The organism is Paenibacillus sp. NN59, from assembly GCF_057597225.1.
The window spans coordinates 5,676,142-5,694,473 of record NZ_CP199678.1 but is presented as its reverse complement, the minus strand read 5'-3'; the positions used below and the strand labels follow the sequence as shown (position 1 = coordinate 5,694,473).

At 45.7% G+C, this 18,332-nt stretch carries 17 protein-coding genes and 1 other annotated feature (1 of these 18 running past the window's edge); all 17 genes read left to right on the top strand.

Features of this window, described 5'->3' with window-relative positions:
• Nucleotides 1-49: a sequence feature (ribosomal protein L10 leader region), on the top strand; it begins 98 nt to the left of the window's first position.
• 23 nt (nt 50-72) lie between these two features.
• The 17 genes from rplJ (at nt 73) to rplV (ending at nt 18,320) form a co-directional block, all read left to right on the top strand.
• On the top strand, nt 73-576 hold the full coding sequence (gene rplJ / locus ACT89M_RS24965) for a 50S ribosomal protein L10 (protein ID WP_090924685.1): 504 nt from the start codon (nt 73-75) through the stop codon (nt 574-576).
• Between the two features lie 71 nt (nt 577-647).
• Complete coding sequence (gene rplL / locus ACT89M_RS24960; protein WP_090924684.1) at nt 648-1,010, top strand: 50S ribosomal protein L7/L12; 363 nt, start codon at nt 648-650, stop codon at nt 1,008-1,010.
• Between the two features lie 98 nt (nt 1,011-1,108).
• Nucleotides 1,109-1,711, top strand: coding sequence for a class I SAM-dependent methyltransferase (locus tag ACT89M_RS24955; RefSeq protein ID WP_154892122.1), 603 nt, complete (start codon nt 1,109-1,111; stop codon nt 1,709-1,711).
• Nucleotides 1,712-2,124: 413 nt separating this feature from the next.
• Nucleotides 2,125-5,670, top strand: a complete 3,546-nt coding sequence (rpoB, locus tag ACT89M_RS24950) for a DNA-directed RNA polymerase subunit beta (protein ID WP_154892115.1) — start codon at nt 2,125-2,127, stop codon at nt 5,668-5,670.
• A gap of 112 nt (nt 5,671-5,782) precedes the next feature.
• On the top strand, nt 5,783-9,397 hold the full coding sequence (gene rpoC / locus ACT89M_RS24945; RefSeq protein ID WP_154892114.1) for a DNA-directed RNA polymerase subunit beta': 3,615 nt from the start codon (nt 5,783-5,785) through the stop codon (nt 9,395-9,397).
• A 200-nt stretch (nt 9,398-9,597) separates the two neighbouring features.
• Nucleotides 9,598-9,846 (top strand): ribosomal L7Ae/L30e/S12e/Gadd45 family protein, encoded by a 249-nt coding sequence (locus ACT89M_RS24940; RefSeq protein WP_090924680.1) that lies wholly within the window; start codon nt 9,598-9,600, stop codon nt 9,844-9,846.
• A 150-nt stretch (nt 9,847-9,996) separates the two neighbouring features.
• The gene (rpsL, locus tag ACT89M_RS24935; RefSeq protein WP_017692070.1) at nt 9,997-10,419 is read left to right on the top strand and encodes a 30S ribosomal protein S12; all 423 of its coding nucleotides are present in this window, start codon (nt 9,997-9,999) and stop codon (nt 10,417-10,419) included.
• A gap of 87 nt (nt 10,420-10,506) precedes the next feature.
• On the top strand, nt 10,507-10,977 hold the full coding sequence (rpsG, locus tag ACT89M_RS24930; protein WP_056697679.1) for a 30S ribosomal protein S7: 471 nt from the start codon (nt 10,507-10,509) through the stop codon (nt 10,975-10,977).
• Nucleotides 10,978-11,025: 48 nt separating this feature from the next.
• A complete protein-coding gene (gene fusA / locus ACT89M_RS24925; RefSeq protein ID WP_154892113.1) occupies nt 11,026-13,104 on the top strand; it encodes an elongation factor G in 2,079 nt (692 codons plus the stop codon).
• 93 nt (nt 13,105-13,197) lie between these two features.
• Complete coding sequence (tuf, locus tag ACT89M_RS24920) at nt 13,198-14,388, top strand: elongation factor Tu (protein ID WP_123067252.1); 1,191 nt, start codon at nt 13,198-13,200, stop codon at nt 14,386-14,388.
• Between the two features lie 433 nt (nt 14,389-14,821).
• Nucleotides 14,822-15,130, top strand: a complete 309-nt coding sequence (rpsJ, locus tag ACT89M_RS24915) for a 30S ribosomal protein S10 (protein WP_017692074.1) — start codon at nt 14,822-14,824, stop codon at nt 15,128-15,130.
• A 47-nt stretch (nt 15,131-15,177) separates the two neighbouring features.
• Nucleotides 15,178-15,801 (top strand): 50S ribosomal protein L3, encoded by a 624-nt coding sequence (rplC, locus tag ACT89M_RS24910; protein WP_090924677.1) that lies wholly within the window; start codon nt 15,178-15,180, stop codon nt 15,799-15,801.
• Nucleotides 15,802-15,826: 25 nt separating this feature from the next.
• On the top strand, nt 15,827-16,450 hold the full coding sequence (gene rplD, locus ACT89M_RS24905; protein ID WP_090924676.1) for a 50S ribosomal protein L4: 624 nt from the start codon (nt 15,827-15,829) through the stop codon (nt 16,448-16,450).
• Complete coding sequence (gene rplW / locus ACT89M_RS24900; protein WP_090924675.1) at nt 16,450-16,740, top strand: 50S ribosomal protein L23; 291 nt, start codon at nt 16,450-16,452, stop codon at nt 16,738-16,740. Before rplD ends, rplW begins: the two co-directional genes overlap by 1 nt.
• A gap of 31 nt (nt 16,741-16,771) precedes the next feature.
• Nucleotides 16,772-17,602 carry a 50S ribosomal protein L2 gene (gene rplB, locus ACT89M_RS24895; RefSeq protein ID WP_076292169.1) on the top strand — a complete coding sequence of 277 codons (831 nt, stop codon included), beginning with the start codon at nt 16,772-16,774 and terminating at the stop codon, nt 17,600-17,602.
• A 71-nt stretch (nt 17,603-17,673) separates the two neighbouring features.
• Complete coding sequence (rpsS, locus tag ACT89M_RS24890; RefSeq protein ID WP_056697694.1) at nt 17,674-17,952, top strand: 30S ribosomal protein S19; 279 nt, start codon at nt 17,674-17,676, stop codon at nt 17,950-17,952.
• A gap of 35 nt (nt 17,953-17,987) precedes the next feature.
• On the top strand, nt 17,988-18,320 hold the full coding sequence (rplV, locus tag ACT89M_RS24885; RefSeq protein ID WP_090924674.1) for a 50S ribosomal protein L22: 333 nt from the start codon (nt 17,988-17,990) through the stop codon (nt 18,318-18,320).
• Nucleotides 18,321-18,332: the final 12 nt, after the last annotated feature.

Here is an 18,332-nt window from a genome sequence, read left to right as displayed (position 1 = left end):
GTATATATCAAGCCTTCGTGATTCTACGGAGGCTTTTCTTAATGGGATAAATTTGATCAGGAGGTGTACAGATTGGCAAACGCAAAAGTGATTCAAGCAAAACAAGAGTCCGTTGATGTTGTAACAGCAAAATTGCGCGAAAGCGTGACAACAGTTGTTGTTGACTACCGCGGATTGAACGTTGCCCAAGCTACTGAACTGCGCAAGCAGCTTCGTGAAGCCGGAATCGAATTCCAAGTGCTGAAAAACACATTGCTTCGCCGTGCAACTGCAGCAGCAGAATTGACAGAACTCGATAGCGTTCTGACAGGACCTACTGCGATTGCATTCAGCGGAGAAGATGCTGTAGCTCCAGCCAAAATTCTGAACGACTTCGCTAAGAAGAACGATGCACTGAAATTGAAAGGTGCTGTCGTAGAAGGTCGTGTAATTGGAGAAGCAGAAGTTAAAGCGTTGGCAGAACTGCCATCCCGCGAAGGTCTCCTCTCCATGCTCCTCAGCGTGCTTCAAGCGCCAGTGCGCAACTTCGCTCTTGCGGTTAAAGCTGTTGCAGACAAAGAAGAACAAGGCGCATAAGCTACTTGATCTGAATACTGCCTAGCAGTAATGAAATACAAAAAAATAAAATTATATATGGAGGTTCAATCATGAGTAAAGAGCAAATCTTGGAAGCAATCAAAGGCATGACTGTACTGGAACTGAACGATCTTGTTAAAGCAATCGAAGAAGAATTCGGCGTAACTGCTGCAGCTCCAGTAGCTGCTGTAGGTGGCGGCGCGGCTGCGGCTGAAGCTGAGCAATCCGAGTTCGACGTAATCTTGGCAAGCGCTGGCGCTTCCAAAATCAACGTTATCAAAGCGGTTCGCGAAATCACTGGTCTTGGCTTGAAAGAAGCTAAAGAAGTAGTTGACAACGCTCCAAAAGCATTGAAAGAAAAAGTTTCTAAAGAAGAAGCAGAAACAATCAAAGCTAAGCTTGAAGAAGCTGGCGCTACAATCGAAGTTAAATAATTTAGCTTATCCAAGCTGAATGAACAAAACAACAAACCCCTTGACTTATATCAAGGGGTTTGTTGCTGTAAATGTAACTATGGAAAGTGAGTGAGGGCATGTCCAATCATTATTATTCGGACAAACCACAAGTGGCACATGATCGCAAGGCTGCGGAAGCGGTACTTCGCGGAATTAGTCTGCGACTTGTGACGGATGCTGGTGTTTTTTCCAAGAATGGAATCGATTATGGCAGCAGAGTGTTAATAGATGCGATGGAACTGCCGTCAGGCGCTCATGTTCTCGATGTGGGATGTGGTTACGGGCCAATCGGGCTTACAGCAGCAAAACTTGTACCGGATGGGCATGTCACCATGATCGATATCAATGAAAGAGCGGTTGAGCTTTCCAAAGAAAATGCCAAAGGGAATGGCATTGCCAATGTTACTGTATTGCAGAGTAATCTACTGACTGAAGTAAAGAAGCGGGATTTCGACGTAATCTTGACTAATCCTCCGATTCGAGCTGGCAAAGAAACGGTTCACACGATTTTCGAGCAGGCGTATGACCATTTGAAGGTAGGCGGAGCGTTATGGATTGTCATTCAAAAGAAACAAGGAGCACCTTCTGCGAAAGCGAAGTTGGAATCGTTGTTTACACGAGTGGAAGAAGTGACGAAGGATAAAGGCTACCGAATCTTCAAAGCGGTGAAAGAAGAGTAGAGGAACTGTGAGAGGTTCATTCGAATTTGTAAAGTAAGCAGGGGATCATTTTTTTTGCAATAGGACTATTGACTTGAAATTCAAGGCGTGGTATAGTTGTAAAATGTCAGTATTAAGATGCCCTACTTGGCTTTAGCTAACTAAAAATGTCAACCTTTTTTTACGCCGAACCGGGCTTATTATGCCTATGTTTGGCGTATAATATGTACATTTTGGGCAAACTGGGGATAAGAATGATTTGGAAAGACATCCGCCGATCAAAGTTGCTCTTTTATCGAACGACATTTCGAATAAGGGCTTTTCTTTATTTGCGGGTGCATTGCTTTGCTCTGTATGTGTACCATTATAAGGTTACAAACAGAGGTTCGCAACGAAATTTTTAAAGTGAGTAGACATTGAGGGGTGAGTTTAAGTTGGCAGGACATCTTGTTCAATATGGTCGACGCACTCGGCGCAGTTATGCACGAATTAACGAGATACTCGAAGTTCCGAACCTGATTGAAATCCAACAGAAATCGTATGATTGGTTTTTGGAGGAAGGGTTGCGCGAAATGTTCCAGGATATCTCGCCGATCCAGGATTTTACAGGTAACTTGATTTTGGAATTTATCGATTACAGTCTCGGAGAACCGAAGTATACAGTAGACGACGCGAAAGAACGCGACGTTACTTATGCAGCACCACTTCGGGTGAAAGTCCGGCTCATTAATAAGGAAACCGGAGAAGTCAAAGAGCAGGAAGTATTCATGGGAGATTTCCCGCTGATGACCAGCACCGGCACATTTATTATTAATGGTGCTGAACGGGTTATTGTCAGCCAGTTGGTTCGCTCTCCTAGCGTTTACTTCAGTACCAAAGTAGATAAGAACGCGAAAAAAACGTATACCGCTACAGTAATTCCTAACCGCGGCGCTTGGCTGGAGCTGGAGATGGACGCGAAGGATGTTGTTTATGTCCGGATCGACCGTACGCGTAAAATTCCGGTTACGGTTCTCCTGCGTTCCCTTGGTTTTGGCACAGACGCTGAGATTCTGGATTTGCTTGGTAATGACGAATATATCCGTAATACTCTGGACAAAGACAACACGGATTCCACCGAGAAAGCTCTCATTGAGATCTATGAGCGCCTTCGTCCAGGCGAGCCACCAACGCTGGATAACGCGAAAAGCTTGCTCGTTGCTCGTTTCTTTGATCCAAAACGTTACGACCTTGCAAACGTAGGTCGTTACAAAATCAACAAAAAACTTCACATCAAAAACCGTTTGTTTAATCAGCGTTTGGCTGAATCTTTGATCGACGCTGAAACAGGCGAAATTATTGCAGAAGCAGGTCAGATGGTCGACCGTCGTTTGCTCGACGAAATCATGCCTCACCTGGAGAAAAGCGTTGGATTCCGCACATATCACGTGGGGAACGGTGTTTTGGATGCCAATGATATCCCGATGCAAACGATTGATGTGTTTTCACCAATTGAAGATGGTAAAGTGGTTAAGCTGATTGCCAATGGCGACATTGACAAGTCCGTGAAAAACATCACGCCAGCGGATATCATTTCATCCATCAGTTACTTCCTGAATTTGTTGCATGGCATTGGAAGCACGGATGATATCGATCACCTGGGTAACCGTCGTCTGCGTTCTGTGGGTGAACTTTTGCAAAACCAGTTCCGTATCGGTTTGTCCCGTATGGAGCGTGTGGTTCGTGAAAGAATGTCCATCCAGGATGCGAATGTCATTACACCACAGGCATTGATCAACATCCGTCCAGTCATCGCATCGATTAAAGAGTTCTTCGGTAGCTCCCAATTGTCACAGTTTATGGATCAAACGAACCCGCTGGGCGAGTTGACGCATAAACGTCGTCTGTCCGCACTCGGACCGGGCGGTTTGACTCGTGAGCGTGCCGGCATGGAAGTCCGTGACGTCCATCCATCCCACTATGGCCGGATGTGCCCGATCGAGACACCAGAGGGACCAAACATTGGTTTGATCAACTCCTTGTCGACGTTTGCGCGTGTGAACGAATACGGCTTCATTGAAGCTCCATATCGTTGGGTTGATCCGAAAACGGGTGTTGTCACTGAGCAGATTGATTATCTGACAGCAGACGAAGAGGACAACTATGTTATCGCTCAGGCGAATGCGAAGCTGAACGAAGATAGCACTTTTGCAGAAGATGCGATCATTGTACGTTACAACAAACAGTCGGATAACATCCTTACGATGCCGAGTGAACGAGTGGACTACATGGACGTATCTCCTAAGCAGGTTGTATCGGTAGCTACAGCGCTCATTCCGTTCCTTGAGAACGATGACTCCAACCGTGCCCTGATGGGATCAAACATGCAACGGCAGGCGGTTCCACTCTTGATTCCTAAAGCTCCGCTTGTAGGAACGGGTATGGAACACAAAGCTGCGAAAGACTCCGGTGTATGTATTGTTGCCGATTACGACGGAATTATTGAACGTTCCTCTGCGAACGAGATCTGGCTTCGTCGTGTAGAAGAGGTTGACGGTCAAGAAGTCAAAGGCGATATCGTTAAATATAAATTACACAAATTTATGCGTTCGAACCAAGGAACATGCATCAACCAACGTCCGATCGTAAAAAGAGGCGCTACTGTTAAAGCTGGCGACATCCTTGCTGATGGTCCTTCGACGGAAATGGGTGAACTTGCTCTTGGACGCAACGTAGTCGTTGCCTTCATGACATGGGAAGGTTACAACTATGAGGATGCGATCCTACTCAGCGAAAAACTCGTTAAGGAAGATGTATATACATCCATCCATATTGAGGAATATGAGTCGGAAGCTCGTGATACGAAGCTCGGACCTGAAGAGATCACACGTGATATCCCTAACGTTGGGGAAGAAGCGCTGCGTAATCTGGATGAGCGTGGTATTATCCGCATTGGTGCCGAAATTGCTGCTGGCGACATTCTCGTTGGTAAAGTTACACCAAAAGGGGTAACAGAGTTGACTGCAGAAGAACGCCTCTTGCATGCAATCTTTGGTGAAAAAGCTCGTGAAGTGCGTGATACATCTCTACGTGTACCTCACGGTACCGATGGTATCGTAGTTGACGTGAAAGTATTTACCCGTGAAAACGGAGATGAACTGCCACCAGGTGTGAACCAACTCGTTCGTGTTTATATTGCTCAAAAACGGAAAATTTCCGAGGGTGATAAAATGGCCGGACGTCATGGTAACAAAGGGGTCGTGGCCCGCATCTTGCCGGAAGAGGATATGCCTTTCCTGCCAGACGGTACACCGGTTCAAATCGTTCTTAACCCGCTGGGCGTACCTTCGCGTATGAACATCGGTCAAGTGCTTGAAGTTCACTTGGGTATGGCAGCAATGCAGCTTGGTATCCACGTAGCAACACCTGTATTCGACGGGGCGAAAGAGTATGACGTCTTCGATACAATGGAAGAAGCAGGTATGCAACGTAATGGTAAAACCGTGCTGTATGATGGTCGTACTGGTGAAGAGTTTGAACGTGAAGTTACCGTTGGTGTCATGCACATGATCAAACTGGCACACATGGTTGACGATAAAATCCATGCCCGTTCCACAGGTCCTTACTCACTTGTTACGCAACAGCCGCTGGGTGGTAAAGCCCAATTTGGTGGACAGCGTTTCGGGGAGATGGAAGTTTGGGCGCTTGAGGCTTATGGTGCCGCTTATACTCTGCAAGAAATCTTGACGGTTAAATCCGATGACGTTGTTGGTCGGGTGAAAACGTACGAGTCCATTGTCAAAGGCGAGAATGTACCGGAACCAGGTGTTCCTGAGTCGTTCAAAGTATTGATCAAAGAGCTACAAAGCTTGGGTATGGACGTTAAGATTTTGAGTGAAGATGAGCAAGAGATTGAAATGAAAGAAATGGACGATGAAGATGACGCTGCGAGCGATAAGCTCAGCCTCAACCTTGAGGGTACAGAGGTCGGAGCGGAATAATCGCTTCGGGCGCATGATGACCGGCGTTTTTCATCAGGCTCACGTCATGCTCCGGCTACAGCCGGGGCATGCGTAACCTAGAATACAGGAATTGGTTAAGGAGGGTTGCTCCTTGTTGGACGTCAACAATTTCGAATACATGAAGATCGGGCTTGCTTCCCCAGAGAAAATTCGTTCTTGGTCCCGCGGAGAAGTGAAAAAACCGGAAACGATCAACTATCGTACGTTGAAACCGGAAAAAGAAGGGCTGTTCTGCGAAAAGATTTTTGGCCCTACAAAAGACTGGGAATGCCATTGCGGTAAATACAAACGCGTTCGTTATAAAGGCGTTGTCTGTGATCGCTGTGGCGTTGAAGTAACACGTGCGAAAGTCCGTCGTGAACGTATGGGCCATATTGAGCTTGCTGCTCCGGTATCGCATATCTGGTACTTCAAAGGTATTCCGAGCCGTATGGGTCTCGCACTGGATATGTCTCCAAGATCTCTCGAAGAGATCATTTATTTTGCATCATATGTAGTAACTGATCCAGGAGAAACTCCACTGGAGAAAAAACAGCTGTTGTCCGAGAAGGAATATCGCAGCTACCGTGAAAAATACGGATACGGCTTCCAAGCAGGCATGGGTGCAGAAGCAGTTAAAAAATTGCTTCAAGACCTTGATGTAGAGAAAGAGCTTGAATTCCTGAAGGAAGAGCTTCGCACTGCACAAGGGCAACGTCGTAACCGTGCAATCAAACGTTTGGAAGTGATTGAAGCATTCCGTAACTCTGGCAATAACCCAGAGTGGATGATCATGGATGTACTTCCTGTCATTCCGCCGGAACTTCGTCCGATGGTACAACTGGATGGTGGACGTTTTGCTACGTCTGACTTGAATGACTTGTATCGCCGTGTAATTAACCGGAACAACCGTCTGAAACGTCTGCTTGACCTGGGCGCGCCAGATATCATCGTGCAAAATGAAAAGCGGATGCTGCAAGAAGCAGTTGACGCCTTGATCGATAACGGTCGTCGTGGACGTCCTGTTACAGGTCCGGGTAACCGTCCTTTGAAATCCCTCAGCCACATGCTGAAAGGTAAACAAGGTCGTTTCCGTCAGAACTTGCTCGGTAAACGTGTTGACTACTCCGGCCGTTCCGTTATCGTTGTCGGACCTTACCTGAAAATGTATCAGTGCGGTCTGCCTAAAGATATGGCACTGGAACTATTCAAGCCTTTTGTGATGAAAGAGCTTGTGAATAAAGGACTTGCCCACAACATCAAGAGCGCAAAACGTAAAGTTGAGCGTGTGAGTCCTGAAGTATGGGATGTTCTTGAAGAAGTCATCAAGGAGCATCCGGTTCTGTTGAACCGTGCCCCTACGCTTCACCGTCTCGGTATTCAGGCGTTTGAACCGATTTTGGTTGAAGGTAAAGCAATTCGTCTTCACCCACTCGTATGTACGGCATACAATGCCGACTTTGACGGTGACCAAATGGCCGTGCACGTTCCATTGTCTGCTGAAGCTCAAGCGGAAGCGCGTATCTTGATGCTTGCATCAGGTAACATTTTGAACCCGAAAGACGGTAAACCGGTTGTAACTCCTTCCCAGGATATGGTTCTTGGTTCGTACTATCTGACGATGGACAACAAAGAAGAGAAGGGTACAGGTATGGTTCTGCGTACAGTCAATGAGGCTGTATCTGCATACCAACGGGGGACTGCCGGACTGCATGCACGTGTAGCTATTCCAGTTAAGGCGCTTGGTAAAACAAGCTTCACGGAAGAGCAACAAAAAGGTATGTTGCTGACTACGATCGGTAAAATTATCTTTAATGAAATTTTCCCGGCAACCTTCCCTTATATCAATGATGCGACTCGCGCGAACCTGTATCAAGGTACAGCCGATCATTCATTTGTTTATGAGAAAGGTACTGACTTGAGAGAGGCAATCATGAATGCTCCTCAAGCTGGCGGTGTCGGCAAAGAATACCTCGGTTCCATCATCGCTCGTTGTTTTGAAATTTATCATACAACCGAAACTGCGGTTATTTTGGATAAAATTAAACAACTTGGATTCACGTATTCGACGCGTGCGGGTATTACCGTAGCCGTGTCCGATGTTGTCGTTCCACCTGAGAAATTCGAAATTCTCAGACAGTCCGAAGATAAAGCTCAGATCGTTACGAACCAGTATCGTCGTGGTTTGATTACGAATGAAGAGCGCTATGACCGTATCATTGATATCTGGTCAAAATCCAAAGATGACATCACGGATATTTTGATGAAATCCATGGATCGTTATAACTCCATTATGATGATGGTTGACTCCAAAGCACGGGGTAACAAATCGCAAATCACTCAATTGGGTGGTATGCGTGGTCTGATGGCCAACCCGTCTGGTCGTATTATCGAACTCCCAATCAAATCGAACTTCCGTGAAGGTCTGACAGTACTCGAGTACTTTATTTCCACTCACGGTGCGCGTAAAGGTCTCGCGGATACAGCCCTGCGTACAGCCGACTCAGGTTACCTGACTCGTCGTCTCGTAGATGTAGCCCAAGACGTAATTGTGCGTGAAGACGATTGTGGTACAGATAAAGGCTTTACGGTTAGTCGTATCCAGGATGGTAAAGAGGTCATCGAAGATCTCTACGACCGTATTGAAGGCAGATACTGCTTCGAAACTGTTCGTCATCCGGAAACAAAAGAAATTATCGCTGGCCGCAATGAATTGATCGACTCTGACAAAGCAGAAGCGATTATCAAAGCTGGCGTAACCAAATTGCAAATCCGTTCCGTTCTCAGCTGCCGTGCAAGTCATGGTGTCTGCAAAAAGTGTTACGGTCGCAACCTTGCGACAGGTAAACACGTGGAGATTGGTGAAGCGGTTGGTATCATTGCCGCACAATCCATTGGTGAGCCAGGAACACAGCTTACAATGCGTACGTTCCATACCGGTGGTGTAGCCGGAGACGACATCACGCAAGGTTTGCCTCGTATCCAGGAGTTGTTTGAGGCCCGTAATCCTAAAGGTCAAGCAACAATCAGTGAGATTGACGGTGTGGTTAAAGAGATTCGCGAAGCGAAAGACCGTCGTGAAATCGAAATTCAAGGTGAAGCAGAATCCAAAGTATACTCTGTTACTTACGGTTCCCGTGTTCGCGTAAGCGAAGGTATGGAAATTGAAGCGGGTGACGAGTTGACAGACGGTTCTATCGACCCGAAAGAAATGCTACGCATCAAAGGCGTACGTGGCGTACAGAACTACATTTTGCAGGAAGTACAGCGCGTATACCGTAACCAAGGCGTAGAAATCAATGACAAACACGTTGAAGTTATGATCCGTCAAATGTTACGTAAAATCCGTATCGTTGATGCGGGAGATACAACATTGTTGCCAGGATCATTTGTAGATACGCATGAGTACGAAAGAGCGAACAAAATTGCGATTCTGAGTGATAAAGAGCCAGCGGTTGCAAAACCAATCTTGCTCGGTATTACAAAAGCATCCCTTGAAACAGACTCCTTCCTCTCTGCGGCATCGTTCCAAGAGACAACACGTGTACTGACGGATGCAGCGATCAAAGGTAAAGTGGATCAGTTGCTCGGTCTGAAGGAAAATGTTATCATCGGTAAGCTGATCCCTGCTGGTACGGGTATGAACCGTTACCGCAGTATCAAATTTGCTGAGCCTGAAGATGGCCAATCTTCTGTAGAAGAGCTGGAGCCAGTTTCGGTAGACTAATATAGATTTCCTCTTTCTGAGGAATTAAAGAATGTGTATGTCAGGAAGCGACGTTTGTAATATCCAAGCGACGAATCCTGATGTACACAAACTTTATAAAAACTTTTTGGAATAGCATTGACAATGCTTGCGCTAGATGCTAATATATCAAAGGTGCGTGGGCAGCTGATTGTAATTGGTCCTATTCGGAGGAATGTATGATGTCTAATGAAAAAGGCTTGCAAGATGCTCATGTCAAGATTGGTACCAAACAGACCATGCGGACAGTGCAGACAGGAATGGCTTCAGAAGTCTATGTCGCAGAAGATAGTGATCCGCAGCTCACTTCCAAAATCATTGCTTTGTGTGAACAACACAATGTGAAGTACACGAAAGTGGACACAATGAAAAATCTCGGCAAAGCGTGCGGGATTGGAGTGGGAGCAGCGATGGCTGCTGTCGTAAAATGATACGGTAAGGAACGTTTTTGTCCGAGAACATTTAAGGATTCTCCAAGGCAAAAACTTTTCATTTGTCTTTTTATGAACCGCCTGGGTCTGTGGGCTTAGATAAAGGTTTGTAAAGAAACATGAATAATTGAGGAAGGGGGTGGCAATCACATGCCAACTATTAACCAACTGGTTCGTAAAGGACGTCAAGCTAAAGTTGAGAAGTCAAAATCACCAGCTTTGCAAAAAGGGTTCAACGCTTTGAAACGTGAATCCACTAACATCAGTGCCCCACAAAAACGTGGTGTCTGCACTCGTGTAGGTACAATGACTCCACGTAAACCGAACTCTGCACTTCGTAAATATGCCCGTGTTCGTTTGACGAACCGTCTCGAGGTAACTGCTTATATCCCGGGAATCGGACATAACCTTCAAGAGCACAGTGTGGTATTGATCCGCGGAGGTAAAGTAAAAGACCTTGCAGGGGTTCGTTATCACATCGTTCGTGGAGCTCTCGATACTGCAGGCGTGAACAACCGTATGCAAGCTCGTTCTAAATACGGTGCTAAACGTCCAAAAGCTAAAAAAGCCTAAATTATGATAAGCAGATTGCCTGAAAGCCTTCTGGCTTAGGTCTGGAAGGTACAGGAACTGCTGAACAAGAAAGAAAGGGGGATATCCATGCCACGCAAAGGTCCAGTTACGAAAAGAGACGTGTTGCCAGATCCGGTATACAACTCCAAGTTGGTTACTCGTTTGATCAACCGCATCATGCTCGACGGAAAACGCGGTGTTGCTCAAAGCATTCTGTATAATGCGTTCAAGTTGATCCAAGAACGCACGGGTAATGACCCGATGGAAGTATTTGAGACAGCAATCAAAAATATCATGCCAGTCCTGGAAGTTAAAGCTCGCCGTGTCGGCGGTGCCAACTACCAAGTACCAATCGAGGTAAAACCAGAGAGACGTACTGCTTTGGGTTTACGTTGGCTCGTGAACTACTCCCGCAACCGCGGTGAGAAAACAATGGAAGAGCGTTTGGCGGCTGAGATCATCGACGCTTCCAACAACACAGGCGCTTCCGTTAAGAAACGTGAAGATACGCACAAAATGGCTGAAGCGAACAAAGCGTTTGCTCACTACCGTTGGTAGGATTCAGTTCACAAAAATAAACTTCAATTTTGAAGGGAGACCCATTTCATGGCTAGAGAGTTCTCCTTGAAAAATACACGTAATATCGGGATCATGGCTCATATTGATGCGGGTAAAACCACGACAACTGAGCGGATCTTGTTTTACACAGGACGTACGCACAAAATCGGTGAAGTTCACGAAGGCGCTGCGACAATGGACTGGATGGAACAGGAACAGGAGCGCGGAATTACGATTACTTCCGCTGCGACTACCGCTGCTTGGAAAGGTCACCGCGTAAATATCATTGATACCCCGGGACACGTTGACTTCACTGTTGAAGTTGAACGTTCCCTTCGTGTATTGGACGGAGCAGTAGGTGTATTCAGTGCGAAAGAAGGCGTTGAGCCTCAGTCTGAAACTGTATGGAGACAGGCTGACAAGTACGGCGTACCTCGTATCGCATATGTAAACAAAATGGATATCATCGGTGCTGACTTCTTGAACGTTGTATCTGACATGCGTGATCGCCTTCAAGCGAACGCTGTTGCGATTCAACTTCCAATCGGTGCTGAGAATGATTTCAAAGGTATCATTGATATCGTTGCTCAACGGGCTCATATGTATAAAGATGACCTGGGACAAGATATTGAAGAAACCGATATTCCTGCGGAATTCGTTGAGCAAGTTGAAGAACTTCGCAACGAATTGATTGAGCGTGTTGCAGAGCTTGATGAAGAACTGACAATGAAATACCTGGAAGGCGAAGAAATCACTATTGATGAGATTAAATCCGCTCTCCGTAAAGGTGTTGTAGATGTTAAGATCTTCCCAGTTATCTGTGGATCCTCATACCGTAACAAAGGTGTTCAACTGATGTTGGATGCTGTTATCGACTACTTGCCAGCTCCAGTTGACGTTCCAGCAATCAAGGGTCTTCTTGAGGATGGAACTGAAGCGGTTCGTAAGTCTTCCGATGAAGAGCCATTCTCTGCATTGGCTTTCAAAATCATGACTGACCCTTACGTTGGTAAATTGACATTCTTCCGCGTATACTCCGGCGTACTTCAATCCGGTTCTTATGTATTGAATGCAACTAAAAACAAACGTGAGCGTATCGGTCGTATCCTTCAAATGCACGCAAACAGTCGTCAAGAAATCACTGAAGTTTACTCCGGTGATATCGCAGCAGCTGTTGGTTTGAAAGATACAGGTACAGGTGATACACTATGTGATGAGAAACATCCGGTTATCCTGGAATCCATGAACTTCCCTGATCCGGTAATCGAAATCGCTGTTGAACCTAAAACCAAAGCTGACCAAGATAAAATGGGTGTAGCTCTCGGTAAGTTGACGGAAGAGGATCCAACTCTTCGCGCTCACACTGACGAAGAAACAGGCCAAACAATCTTGGCGGGTATGGGTGAGCTTCACCTTGATATCATCATTGACCGTATGCGTCGTGAGTTCAAGGTGGACACTACTGTGGGTAAACCACAAGTAGCTTACCGCGAAACATTCCGTGCTCCAGCGCGTGTTGAAGGTAAATTCGTACGTCAATCCGGTGGTCGTGGTCAATACGGTCACGTATGGGTTGAATTCGAACCTCTCGAGCCGGGTACAGGTAGCCAGTTCGAAAGTAAGGTTGTCGGTGGTTCCGTACCAAGAGAATACATTCAACCTGCATTGTCAGGGATTGAAGAGCAAATGAAAAACGGCGTTATCGCAGGCTTCCCGCTTGTTGACGTTAAGGCTACTATCGTAGACGGATCTTACCATGATGTCGATTCCAACGAGATGGCATTTAAAATTGCCGGATCTATGGCGCTGAAAGCAGCGAAAGACAAATGTAGTCCAGTTCTGCTTGAGCCTATCATGAAAGTAGAAGTAACTGTTCCAGAAGAGTACATGGGTGACGTAATGGGTATGTTGAATTCCCGTCGTGGCCGCATTGAAGGTATGGATTCCCGTAGTGGAGCTCAAATCATTCGTGCTAAGGTACCTCTCTCTGAGATGTTTGGTTACTCTACAACTCTTCGTTCCGGTACTCAAGGACGCGGCGTGTTCTCCATGGAGCTTTCTCACTATGAAGAAGTTCCTAAGAGCATTGCTGAAGAGATCGTTGCCAAAACAAAAGGCACCGAGTAGTTTTCTCACACTGAATGTTTGTGCTTGAACCTGGTTTGAAGCACTGCATTCAGTGAAACATAAAATCATAAATTTTAAGGAGGCCACGTTCAAATGGCAAAGGCTAAATACGAACGTAATAAACCGCACGTTAACATTGGTACTATTGGTCACGTCGATCATGGTAAAACAACTCTGACTGCTGCAATCACAACTGTATTGTCCAAAACTTACGGTGGTGCAGCAATTGCTTTCGATCAAATTGATAAAGCTCCAGAAGAGCGCGAGCGCGGTATCACAATCTCGACATCACACGTTGAGTACGAAACTGACACTCGTCACTACGCACACGTAGACTGCCCGGGTCACGCCGACTATGTTAAAAACATGATCACTGGCGCGGCACAAATGGACGGAGCTATCTTGGTGGTATCCGCAGCTGACGGCCCAATGCCACAAACTCGTGAGCACATCTTGCTCTCCCGTCAAGTAGGCGTACCTTACATTGTTGTTTTCTTGAACAAATGTGACATGGTTGAAGACGAAGAGTTGTTGGAATTGGTTGAGATGGAAGTTCGCGACCTTCTTAACGAATATGAGTTCCCAGGTGATGACACTCCAATCACTCGTGGTTCAGCTCGTGAAGCTCTGCAAAACCCTGATGGTGAGTGGGCTCAAAAAATCGTTGAGATGTTCAAAGAAATCGACACTTACATCCCACTGCCTGAGCGTCAAACTGACAAGCCTTTCTTGATGCCTGTCGAGGACGTATTCTCCATCACTGGTCGTGGTACCGTTGCTACAGGTCGTGTAGAGCGTGGTACTGTTAAAGTCGGCGAAGAGATCGAGATCGTTGGTATTACTGAAGAAACTAAAAAATCCGTAGTTACGGGCGTTGAGATGTTCCGTAAATTGTTGGATTCCGCACAAGCGGGCGACAACATCGGTGCATTGCTGCGTGGTGTTGACCGTACTCAAATCGAGCGTGGTCAAGTACTTGCTAAACCAGCATCTGTTAAACCACACACAGAATTCACTGCACAAATCTACGTTTTGACTAAAGAAGAGGGTGGCCGTCACAAGCCTTTCTTCACTGGATACCGTCCACAGTTCTACTTCCGTACAACTGACGTAACTGGTATCATCAACTTGCCAGAAGGTACTGAAATGGTAATGCCTGGTGACAACATCACGGTTACTGTTCAACTGATCTCTCCAATCGCGATCGAAGAAGGAACTAAGTTCTCTATTCGTGAAGGTGGACGTACAGTTGGTGCAGGTTCCGTAGCATCAATTCAAAAATAATTTGGCATTCGCCAAATGAGCATAAGCAACAGTGTACTGGAACGAGTAACATTGTATTGTAACGAAGCTTCGGAAGAGTTCTTTATCCGACATCGGATAAAGAACTCTTTTATTATGTCAACGTTTCGGAACCTGCGTCATCTAAAATGAACAAGATTTATCTTATAGATTGATAGGTTAGGCAGCCTGGATATGAAGAAAAACATTGAGCTAAATTGAGTCGATTCTTATGAAAAGATCAATTTAAATGTTTTTTTTAAATATGCTTGCAATACGCCCATCTTTTCTATATAATAATGAATGTTGTTCTTGTGACGTTGCGATGATGTGAGAGGTTACTGGCACACCCGGCCCCTTTGCCATGGGAGAGTGGCTAGAAAATTTTCACGGAGTATGTCCGATAAAAAATTGGGCGATAGAAGGAGGGACTAAAATGGCAAAGCAAAAAATTCGTATTCGTTTGAAAGCTTACGACCACAGAATTCTTGATCAATCCGCGGAGAAAATCGTTGAAACAGCAAAACGTTCGGGTGCAGGTGTATCCGGTCCGATTCCGCTTCCTACTGAAAAACAAATCATTACTATTCTTCGTGCGGTGCACAAGTACAAGGATTCTCGGGAGCAATTCGAGCAACGCACTCATAAGCGTTTGATCGATATCGTTAACCCGACTCCACAAACTGTGGATGCCTTGATGCGCTTGGATCTGCCGTCCGGTGTAGATATCGAAATTAAATTGTAATATATAGCAACAAACAAGACCACGTATAAAAGAAAAGAGGTGTCAACATGAAAGGTATCTTAGGAAAAAAACTTGGAATGACTCAAGTGTTTACCGCTGAAGGTAACGTAGTTCCAGTAACGGTTATCGAAGCAGGTCCTTGTGTTGTTTTGCAAAAGAAAGATATTGAAAACGATGGCTACGAAGCAGTTCAAATCGGTTTTGCCGATAAGAAAGAGAAAAATGCTAACAAGCCAGAAGCAGGACACGCTAAAAAAGCGAATACTGCACCTAAGCGCTACGTTCGTGAGCTTCGCGGCATTAACATTGCGGAATATGAAGTTGGCCAAGAATTGAAAGCTGACATTTTCGCTGAAGGCGAGTTCGTTGACGTAACAGGTATTTCTAAAGGTAAAGGTTTTGCCGGCGTTATCAAACGTTGGGGACAAAGCACTGGACCTATGTCACACGGTTCGCGTTATCACCGTGGCCCAGGTTCGATGGGTTCGATCCAAGCTAACCGCGTTCCTAAAGGCAAACGCCTGCCAGGACATATGGGACATGATACTGTTACAATTCAACGTCTTGAAGTTGTTAAAGTAGACGCTGAGCGTAATGTAATCCTCGTAAAAGGTTCTATTCCTGGACCGAAGAACAGCCTTGTAAGAGTCAAAGAAACGGTGAAAAAATAACCACTGAAGAAAGGAGGAACACAAAATGCCAAAAGTATCAGTTTACAATGTAGATGGTAGCCAAGTAGGTGAAGTTGAACTGAATGATGCGGTATTCGGTATTGAGCCGAATCAACACGTTCTGTACGATGCAGTTCTTATGCAACGCGCTTCTCTTCGTCAAGGTACCCACAAAGTAAAAGGACGTTCTGAAGTACGTGGCGGTGGACGTAAACCTTGGAAACAAAAAGGTACAGGTCGCGCTCGTCAAGGTTCGATTCGTTCTCCACAATGGAAAGGCGGCGGTATCGTATTTGGTCCGACACCACGGAGCTATGCGTACAAACTGCCTAAGAAAGTTCGCCGTCTGGCGATCAAGTCTGCTCTTTCATCCAAAGTGCAAGACAATGACATTATCGTTTTGGATGCTCTTGCGTTGAGCTCACCAAAAACAAAAGAGTTTGCAGCTATTTTGAACAATCTCAAAGTAGGTCGCAAAGCTTTGATTGTAGCTCCTAGCTATGATGATAATGTAGCTCTTTCTGCACGGAATATTCCGGGCGTGAAATTCGTAGCTGCTGATGGTATTAATGTTCTTGACGTGCTTTCGCACGACAAACTGATCATTACGAAAGAAGCAGTTCAGAAGGTAGAGGAGGTGCTCGCGTAATGAAAGATCCTCGTGATATTGTAAAACGTCCGATTATTACGGAACGTACTGCCGACATGATGAACGACTTGAAATATGTATTTGAAGTCGATATCCGTGCAAACAAAACCGAGATCAAAAAAGCGGTAGAAGCTATTTTCGGCGTAAAAGTGAAAAACGTGAACACACTTCGTGTTCCAGCTAAACCGAAACGGTACGGACGTTATTCCGGATATACAAGCGAATGGAAAAAAGCGTTTGTAACACTGACGCAAGACAGCAAATCGCTTGAGTTCTTTGAAACTGTATAATTGAAATCTTTGAAGTAAGGAGGGAAAACTAGTGCCAATCAAAAAGTATAAACCAACATCCCCGGCAAGACGGAACATGTCCGTTTCTACATTTGAGGAAATTACCACAGATAAGCCGGAGAAATCGTTGTTGGCCCCATTGAGCAAACAAGCAGGCCGCAACAACCAAGGTAAAATTACAGTTCGTCACCACGGTGGTGGACACAAACGTAAATACCGTATCATCGACTTCAAACGTACTAAAGATGGAATACCGGGCCGCGTTGCTACAATCGAGTACGACCCGAACCGTACTTCCAACATTGCATTGATTCACTATGCTGATGGTGAGAAACGTTACATCATCGCTCCTAAAGGTCTGAAAGTTGGAGATCAAGTATTCTCTGGTCCTGACGCAGATATCAAAATTGGTAACGCACTGCCGCTTGAAAACATTCCAGTAGGTACCGTTATCCACAACATCGAGTTGAAACCAGGTAAAGGCGGACAATTGGTTCGTGCTGCTGGTACAGAAGCTCAATTGCTTGGTAAAGAAGAAAAATACGTTTCCGTTCGTCTCTCTTCCGGAGAAGTTCGTCGTATTTTGAAAGTTTGCCGCGCAACAATCGGATCCGTTGGTAACCAAGACCACGAGCTTATCAAAATCGGTAAAGCCGGTCGTAGCCGTTGGTTGGGTCAACGTCCTGAGGTTCGTGGTGTGGTAATGAACCCTAACGATCACCCTCACGGTGGTGGTGAAGGTCGTGCTCCAATCGGACGTAAATCGCCAATGTCACCATGGGGTAAACCTACTCTTGGTTACAAAACGCGTAAGAAAAATAAAGCTTCTGATAAATACATCATCCGTCGCCGCACGAAGTAATACACACTGTGCATAACTTCGTGAGGCATCTACGGATGCATAAAAGCTATGTTTGAAGGGAGGATCTCCACATGAGTCGCAGTTTGAAAAAAGGGCCATTCATTGATGGCTACATGCTCAAGAAGGTAGAAGAGATGGAAGCATCAGGCAAGAAGAACGTTATCAAAACCTGGTCCCGTCGCTCTACAATTTTCCCACAATTCATCGGACACACATTTGGCGTTTACGACGGTCGTAAACACGTGCCAGTGTATGTAACTGAGGACATGGTTGGACACAAACTGGGTGAGTTCGCTCCAACCCGTACGTACAAAGGCCATACTGATGATGACAAGAAAACAAGAAGATAAATGAACATCTCTAATGTTTGAGAGGAGGTTACACAATGGAAGCAAAAGCACATGCTAAGTTTATCCGGATTGCTCCTCGTAAAGTTCAACTCGTTGTTGACTTGATTCGCGGCAAGCAAGTAGGTGAGGCGGTTGCCATTCTCCGTCACACTCCGAAATCCGCTTCTCCAGTTGTTGAGAAGTTGCTTAACTCCGCTATTGCGAATGCGGAACATAATTATTCTTTGGATGTTAATAACTTGGTGATCTCGCAAGCTTACGTAAACCAAGGACCAACGATGAAACGTTTCCGCCCTCGTGCAATGGGACGTGCAAGTCGTATTAACAAACGTACTAGCCACATTACTTTGGTGGTATCTGAAAAGTAGAAGGAGGGAAAA